We start from the raw sequence: 8,550 nt of genomic DNA on the forward strand, positions 1-8,550 counted from the left end.
TCATTTAACTGAAATATTTTCAAAATCATGGAAGCCATTCAAAAAGTCTTTTACAGGCATTTTTTTCTTTCCTTGAAGTTGGACTTCCATCGGGGTGTAAAATCCGTCTAGAGTGTAGATTTTGACTCCTGATTTATTGATCTCTATGCTTCCTGGTGATTTACTATGAGGACTAACTTCATAACTTCCAGAAAATATTTTCAGAGATTTTTCTTCGCCTTTAATATCAAGAACTGTATAAGCAGCAGGGTAGGGTGACATTCCCCTAACAAAGTTATGGATGATTTCGCCTTTCAGATTCCAATTAATCAAAGTATCTTCTTTAAAGATTTTGAAGGCATTTTTTGGCTGTTCAACGTGTGGTTGTGGTTGTTCTGTAATTGAGTTTTCAGCGATTCCGTCTAATGTTTTCACGATAAGTTCTGCTCCAATATTCATTAATCTGTCATGAAGACTTCCTGCGTTGTCGTCTGGAAATATTTCGGTCTTTTCTTGCAATAAAACATTGCCTTCATCTATTTTCTCATTAATGAAAAACGTTGTGACTCCAGTTTCTTTTTCTCCATTGATAATTGCAAAGTTAATAGGAGCTGCACCACGATAATCAGGCAGGAGAGAAGCATGAAGGTTGAAGGTTCCTTTTTTTGGTATTTCGAAAAGTACTTTAGGTATCATTCTAAAGGCAACAACGACGAAAACATCTACTTTCAAGCGTTTCATTTCTGCAAGAAATTCTTCATTTCTTAATTTTTCTGGTTGGAAGAGAGGCAAATGATTTTCTTCTGCATATATTTTGACAGGAGAGGCGCTCAGTTTTTGTCCTCTTCCACTCGCTTTATCGGCTGCCGTAACGACGCCTACGACTTGATGATGAGATTGATGGATAGCTTCTAATGCTGTTTTTGCAAATTCGGGAGTTCCGAAAAAAACAATTTTTAATGGATTCATGTTGCAAAGATATTTGTTCTCAAAGGAGTTTCAAAACAAAACTTATGCAATAGCATAGGTTCGGAAATTTAGCATTTTGACTTTGCCAAGATCCAAAAGAAGTATTATACTTTCCAGAATTTTTTCTTTTTGATAAAATTGTAGTTGATAGGCAATTTCGTCAATATTAGAGGGCTGATTCTGTAAGATTTGAAGTATCTCATCTTGGATATTAGACACTTTATCTTTTGCGTTTTTCTTTTCGCAATAAGAGCAATTTCCGCAGTTTTCTGATTTTTTCTCTCCAAAATAGGAGAGTATCAGTGACATTTTACAATAGTCCTGAGTTCTGATATAAAATTTGAAGTCCTCCCATTTTTGCAATTTGTTCTTTTGAATTTGCTTAAAAAGGTTCCAATATTTTCCTTCGATGTCTCTAGAATTTCGGTGTTTTAAAAATTTCACACTGCTAAGAGCCCCATCAATATAATTGAGAACGCCAGATTGTTGAAGGTCCAATATTCTTTCTTTCAAAAGTTGTTGATTGACTTGTAACTTCTGTGATAAAGCGATCTCGCTATACTTCACTTTATGAGTAGTGAGACCAGGTAGACATCTTACTAGTAATTCCGCGAAATAAGCATCTTTTTTTGGTAAGAAGGAGATTTCTTCCATATCTATTTTGAGTTCAATACTCGAAGGAGCTGGATTGGAATTGAGATAAATGATTTCTTGAAAATGAAGAAAATTTAGGACATTTTTAATCTTTGCTGTCGATGCTTTGGAAAGCGATTGCAGTCTGTTGATATGGATTTGAAAGGTGGATTCTGACAAGTCATTTTCCGCTACTTGAAACATCGAGTACAGAAAATTGATAATATTGGTGAACTCCCTTTTATTCGGAATTTGATTACTTAAGGTATCATCAATATTTGTCAATTCTTGCTGATTCCAAAGTTGTAATGCAAAAGACGAGGCTCCATTTCTCCCTGCTCGTCCAATTTCTTGGTAGTAATTTTCCAAACTTGCAGAAGGCGAGAAGTGGATAACAAATTGGACGTTATCCTTGTCAATTCCCATTCCGAATGCGTTAGTTGAAATGATGACATGATTGTTACTCGTCATCCACTGTTTTTGCTTTTCGTTCTTTTCTTTGACTGGTAACCCCGCGTGGTAATAATCTACATTTTTAACTTGATTTTTCTTCAAGAAGTAGGTGAGTTCTTCAGCTTCTTTTCTTGTTCTTGTGTAGATAATTCCAGGTTGATTATTGTATTTTAAAAAATCAAAAACCAATTGATATTTGTCTGAAACTTCCTTTACATTGATTTTGATATTGTTCCTTTTGAAACTTTGTTTATAGATTGAAGGCTTCTTTAAGTCTAGTTTATATTGAATTTCTTCCAAGACTTTTGGGGTTGCCGTTGCAGTAAGTGCGATACAAGGGATATTATCAAGTGACTGTCGAAATGCTTTGATATTTTGATAACTTGGACGAAAATCTTGTCCCCATTCTGAGATACAATGCGCTTCATCAACAGCTAAAAAAGATAATGTCACATCTTGAATATGTTCTAGAAATGTAGGATTCGTCAGTCTTTCGGGAGAGACGTATAATAGTTTTGTGATTCCTTCTTTGCAGCTATTGATAATGAGTTCTGCATCAATGTCGTCTAGTTCTGAAGATAGGAAATCAGCTTCAATTCCTCTTCTTTTTAGTTGAATTACTTGGTCTTTCATCAACGCTAATAGAGGCGAAACCACCAAACATGTTCCTTCAAGCATTAGAGCTGGAAGCTGGAAGCAGATAGATTTTCCAGCTCCCGTGGGTAATAATGTGATGACATCTTTCCTAGAAATGACCGAATCAATAATCTCTTCTTGACCACTTCTGAAACTTTCGGAATTCCAAAAATGATGCAATATTTCGTATTTCAGTTTTTGGTAATCTGTATTATTCATGATATAATGGTCTCTATTAAAAAAGCCACGTCAAGTGACGTGGCTTTAAATTTATGAAATATATTTCAATTATTTTGCTTCGAAGAATACCCTTCTGTTAGCTCTGTTTTTCCACTCAGGACATTTAGTAGCTGGGTCACATTCAGGATATTTAAGGTCTTTTTCACCTCTACCTTCAGCTTGAAGTTTTGAACCATCAACTCCATTTTGAATTAGATAAGTTCTAACATTGTTAGCTCTTCTTTCAGAAAGTTTTTGGTTGTATTCTGCTGTTGCTCTAGTATCGGTAGCTCCGATTACTTTATAAACTCCATCAGTTTTGTTGATGTAATTAACAGCATTGTTCAAGATTGGAGTGTTAGAAGGAAGGATTTTATCTGAATTTAGATCAAACTCAATTCCTGAAATAGTAATTTCATCTTCAATTACTTCGCTTGGTCCAACAGGTCCTTCTGGGCAACCATTTTTGTCGACTGAACCAGGAACAGTCACACACTCGTCATATAAATCAATTACTGTATCTAAGTCAGCATCAAGTGCTACACCAGCACCATCAACTCTTGCTCCTGCCGGAGTGTCCAATTGTCTATCCCAATCATCACAAACGCCATCATTATCATTATCTCCTTTTTTACAAACCTCAACATCTTGATTTTTGTCAGCAAGAACATCAAGTTTGTAGTAAATTTCTTGTAGTGGATCATGCCAGAAAAGGTGTGATTGGTGTTTTCCTAATTTCAAAGTAACTCCTAAAGTTGCATTAAAGAAGTTATCAGAAACTTGATCTTCTCTGTTGTTGATGCTGCTATATTGTGCGCCTCCACCATCAAACTCATCATCACCAGTTACTACATACATTAATCTTCCTTCGACGTCAAGTCTTCTACTTACTTTATATTTTAAACCAGAACCTGCTTGGAAGAAAAGTGAGTTTAATTTGAAAGGCTTAACCTCAGTATTCAAAACCTGACCATTGTTATCTTCAAGATAAGCTCTATATGCTAAAGTACCAATACCTGCATAACCGTGAAGGGCCCATCGGAATGGAGATTTATTATCTACTCTTCTTAAAATGTTAGAAAAGTTGATATCTCCCAAGATTGATATTGCATCATATTGCGTTCTAGCTCCATAAGGATAAGTGCTATATCCGATTGTTGATGGATCAACTCCGTTATCTTTCTTAGTATTAAACCATCCTTGACGAGTTTCACCTCTATCATATTGTAATTTTAAACCAAAAGCGTGCGTAATGGTTTTGTCAATACTTAGGTAAGCTGAATAACCAAATACACTTTTTCCTGATCCATTACCATTTTTGATAGATGTTAAATCAGCGGATTGAACTAATGGTAAACCCGCACCGGCAGAAATCGACCAATCATTAAATCTCTTAACTTCATTTTTAAATGGGTAAACATTTGCAGAACCTGATGAAAAAGTATTCGGATACTGTGATGTTTCTACTGCTACAACTTTTTCCTCTTCTTGAGCGAGGTATATTGTTGGAATTGCTAATGCTAAAGCAACAATTGCTGTATTTATTTTCATAATTTGTTTATTTTATAATTTAAAGTAGGTTATTTTGGCTCGAAGAAAACACGTCGGTTAGCTTCATTTTTAGACTCGTCACAGTTAGTTGCTGGATCACATTCTGGGTATTTAAGATCTTTTTCTCCTCTACCTTCTGCAATTAGCATTCCTGCTGGTACTCCTTTTTGCGTTAAATATTTTACAACAGCATTAGCTCTTTTCTGAGAAAGTTTTTGATTATATTCATCAGATCCTCTGGTGTCTGTTGCTCCAACAACTAAGAATTGCGCGTTGTTATCAAGAGTCTTAATAACTTCAACGGCATGATTTAATTTCTCAAAAGATTGTGGGCGAATTACATCGCTATTTAATGCAAACTCAATTCCTTCAAAGTCTTGGTTGATTTTTTCTATGATAGTTGTGGTGTTGACCGTAGTCACTGGCGGTGCAATAGAGCATCCGTTATTATCAGCTGGACCAGGAATAGTAACACACTGATCGTATAAATCAATTACAGTATCGTTGTCAAGATCTAAGGCAACACCTGCTCCGTCAATTCTTGCTCCAGACGGAGTATCTAATTGTCTATCCCAATCATCACACACACCATCTAAATCTCCATCCCCACTTTCACAAACTACAACATCTTTGATATTATTTTCTAAGTCAGCAGTTCTTGCATAAGCATTTTGCATCGGATCATGCCAAGCAAGATGAGAAATGTTTTTTCCAAGTTTGAATGTCAAACCAATATTGAAAGTAAACATGTTGTCTGAGTAGTTATCATTTATTAAGTTATACTCAACAACATCATTTTTATCTTCCTCAAAAACATCACCTCTTGTCCATCCACCACCATCGAATTCTTCGTCACCAGAAATAATATACATTGTTCTAGCTTCAATATCTACACGTCTTGAAATTTTATATTTCAAACCTAGACCACCTTGATAGAAAAAACTCGCAAGATTTAAATCTTGCTCTATTATAATTGGAACTCTTGGAGGAGTAGTACTCCATCTTGAGGCATTATTGTCAATTAATTCTGTATTGAAACCTTGAAGTCCAATTCCTGCATAACCATGTAGAGCCCATCTATAAGGAGACTTGTTATCTACTCTTCTCAAAAGATTTGAGAAATTGATATCTCCAATTAAACTAACTTGATGATACTTGGTCCAAGCATTTGCTACTCCTGCTAATACACCTTCAGCCCCTGGAAGCTGACCTTGTTGCTTGGTTTCACCCATTTGGTATTGCAAACTTAATCCAAATGTGTGTGATATTTGTTTATCAATACTTACGTAACCATTCCATCCCCAATTTACTTTACCATCATAAACTGTTGTGAGATCTGCTCGTTGCATAAATGGTACTCCACCTCCGATGGAGATCGACCAATCATTAAATTTCCGAGCGTCATTGTCAAACTTTTCAACATCAGCTGAATACGAGGAAAACGTATTGGGATACTGATTGTTGTTACTTACTGCAAGACTATCCTGCGCATAAAATACAGCAGGCAAGGCAAGAAGTAATAATAAATTTAATTTCATACGGTATGTTTTTCTGTTTTATCTTCTAAATCCATTAATAATACTTTTGAAAATTCTCTCTCCAAAATATGCTTCTGATGAGGGATTATCAATTTTTTTGAGTAAAATTCAATATTGTTAAATTCTACTATATCAATATCAATCAATCGGTCTATTAACTTACCCACTGCCTTTGTATCCTTTATTCTTCCAATTTCTTCTTCAATATTTTTAATCAAAAGAAGTAATTTTGTAGGAGATTTTTCTGTACTTATTGACGTTGCAATATTACAAAAATTATTTTTACTGACAAATTCCACGGGACTTGTTATTAAAACTTTACTCCTATTAATAATTTTGCATCCATTTTCTTGTAATTTGACAAAAGCAGTCTCAATATTTTTTTCTTTATCTCCTAAGTTACTTCCGAGTAACAAAATGACATGATGTTGCGACATACTATAAAATTAAAGTAAATAAATTATGAAAAGATTCTTTAGTAATGTACTGGCAAATATAGTGGCATTCTTTATAATAGGAGTAATTCTATTTGTGTTTTTCATTTTTATGATGATTATTGGAAGTATGGGAGACTCTGGAAAAACTAAAATTAAAAGTGATTCCGTGCTTACAATTGATTCAGAAACAATGATCCATGATAGTCCAACGGAGATTGAAGAAGATATTTTTTCTTTCGACGTTAAAGAGAAAGATGTTCTGATATACGATGTTCTAGACGCCATTAAAAGAGCAAAGACAGACGATAAAATCAAAGGAATTAGTCTTGAAGCCAATATGCTTAATGCTGATTTAACTCATATTGATAATATTAGGGCTGCATTAGAGGACTTTAAGAAAAGTGGGAAATTTGTCTACGCGTATGGTAACACCGTATCTCAACCATCTTATTATTTAGGTTCTGTTGCAGATCAGTATTATCTTAATCCAACTGGTGGAGTGGAATTAAAGGGATTGTCTACGGAAGTAGTTTTTCTTAAAGATTTTACAGAAAAATATGGAATCGGTACCGAAGTCATTCGTCATGGAAACTATAAAGCTGCTGTAGAACCTTTTTTAAGAAATGATATCTCCGAAGAGAATAAGGAACAGCTTGGCGTGTTATTAAATGATATTTGGGGTAATATTTCGCAAAAAATGTATACTTCAAGAAAAATGGATGTTAGTAGGTTCAAAACTGTGGTGGATAGCTTGTATGGTGTAATACCTGATTTAGCGATGCAAAATAAATTAGCTGATAAGCTTATTCAGAAAAGTGAATATGATGACATTATTAAAAAGAAATTGAATATTAAAGCAGATGATGATATTCACAGAGTTTCTTTGTCTAAATATATCAACTCATTCAAAGAAAGTAACAAAGGGAAAAAAGATCAAGTTGCGATTCTTAACGCAGCGGGAAGTATCTACGATGGTGAAGGGTTCAATGGTATTTATTCGGATGATATCATAAAGGAAATTCAGGATTTAAAGGACGATGAAGATGTTAAAGCGGTTGTATTGAGAGTGAATTCTCCTGGAGGAAGTGGGAATGCTTCTGATCAGATTTTATTCGAACTTCAGCAATTAAAAGCAAAAAAGCCATTAATTGTTTCTTTTGGCGATTATGCAGCTTCAGGAGGTTATTATATCGCAATGGCAGGAGATAAGATCTATTCTGAGCCTAATACTATAACTGGATCGATTGGGGTTTTTGGAATGATTCCTTATTTCAAAGAATTGGCTAATCGTAACGGTATCAGATCCGATGTGGTCGCAACTAATGCGAGTTCTAATGCTGTTTCTGCAATTAATGGAGTAAGTCCAGGAATGGTCAGTATTCTAAATAAATCCGTTGAAAGTACCTATAAGAGATTTGTATATTTTGTAACACAAAATAGAAAAAAATCCTTTGAGCAAATTGATGCGATTGGAGAAGGTAGAGTTTGGAGCGGAACTAAGGCTAAAGAACTTGGTCTTGTTGATGAGTTGGGTACCATCAATGATGCGGTTGCATTTGCTGCAAAGAAGGCTGGTCTTAAAGATTATCATGTTGCAACTTATCCAGAGAAAAAATCTAGATTCGAAGAACTTTTTAATGATTTGGAGGAAGATCAGATGTCGGATAAAATTCTTCAGAAAAAACTTGGGAAACAAAACTATGAGCTATTTAAGCAAATTGCTAATCCAAAAGTTCAGAATGGAGTGTTGATGGAGATGCCTTATCAGATTTCGATTAAATAAGATTTCGATAATAAATCTAATAAAACGCCGTGCTTCTTATAGCACAGCGTTTTATTTTGCTTAAATTTCTATTATTTTTTTGCAACTACTTTTCCATAAATAAATAGAACAAGTAATGCCCCTAAAACAGAAATGGCCATGGTTCCCAAATCCCAGATATCTCCGTCATCACCCATTCCTAGGCCACTTGCAATGAAACCTCCAACAAGAGATCCAACAATACCCAAAATGCTGGTCATTAACCAACCCATATTCTGATTACCTGGCATAATCAACTTTGCGATTGCTCCAACGACAATCCCGAAAATAATCCAAGAAATAATTCCTAACATAGTTTACTTTTTTTTATAAT

General features: G+C 34.7%; 7 protein-coding genes. 1 reads left to right on the forward strand and 6 read right to left on the reverse strand.

The genetic code is table 11. The features are described 5' to 3' along the window. From fmt to folK, 5 genes are all read right to left on the reverse strand, one after another. Complete coding sequence (gene fmt, locus AC4AGG_RS14245) at positions 1-948, reverse strand: methionyl-tRNA formyltransferase (protein WP_489772682.1); 948 nt, start codon at positions 946-948, stop codon at positions 1-3. Positions 949-990: 42 nt separating this feature from the next. Then, positions 991-2,889: a RecQ family ATP-dependent DNA helicase gene (locus AC4AGG_RS14250; protein ID WP_489772683.1), complete on the reverse strand. Its 1,899-nt coding sequence runs from the start codon at positions 2,887-2,889 to the stop codon at positions 991-993. A gap of 69 nt (positions 2,890-2,958) precedes the next feature. Next, entirely contained in the window at positions 2,959-4,440 is a 1,482-nt protein-coding gene (locus AC4AGG_RS14255) for an OmpA family protein (RefSeq protein ID WP_489772684.1), read from the reverse strand. Between the two features lie 29 nt (positions 4,441-4,469). Then, a complete protein-coding gene (locus tag AC4AGG_RS14260; RefSeq protein WP_489772685.1) occupies positions 4,470-5,978 on the reverse strand; it encodes an OmpA family protein in 1,509 nt (502 codons plus the stop codon). Next, positions 5,975-6,415: a 2-amino-4-hydroxy-6-hydroxymethyldihydropteridine diphosphokinase gene (gene folK / locus AC4AGG_RS14265; protein WP_489772686.1), complete on the reverse strand. Its 441-nt coding sequence runs from the start codon at positions 6,413-6,415 to the stop codon at positions 5,975-5,977. The genes AC4AGG_RS14260 and folK overlap by 4 nt, the downstream gene beginning before the upstream one ends. A gap of 25 nt (positions 6,416-6,440) precedes the next feature. Here folK and sppA point away from each other — a divergent pair, with 25 nt between their 5' ends. Continuing rightward, entirely contained in the window at positions 6,441-8,198 is a 1,758-nt protein-coding gene (gene sppA, locus AC4AGG_RS14270; RefSeq protein ID WP_489772687.1) for a signal peptide peptidase SppA, read from the forward strand. Between the two features lie 71 nt (positions 8,199-8,269). Here sppA and AC4AGG_RS14275 read toward each other — a convergent pair whose 3' ends face one another. Continuing rightward, entirely contained in the window at positions 8,270-8,530 is a 261-nt protein-coding gene (locus tag AC4AGG_RS14275) for a GlsB/YeaQ/YmgE family stress response membrane protein (RefSeq protein ID WP_489772688.1), read from the reverse strand. Positions 8,531-8,550: the final 20 nt, after the last annotated feature.

The sequence above is a fragment of the Chryseobacterium sp. CG10_8 genome, assembly GCF_058117085.1.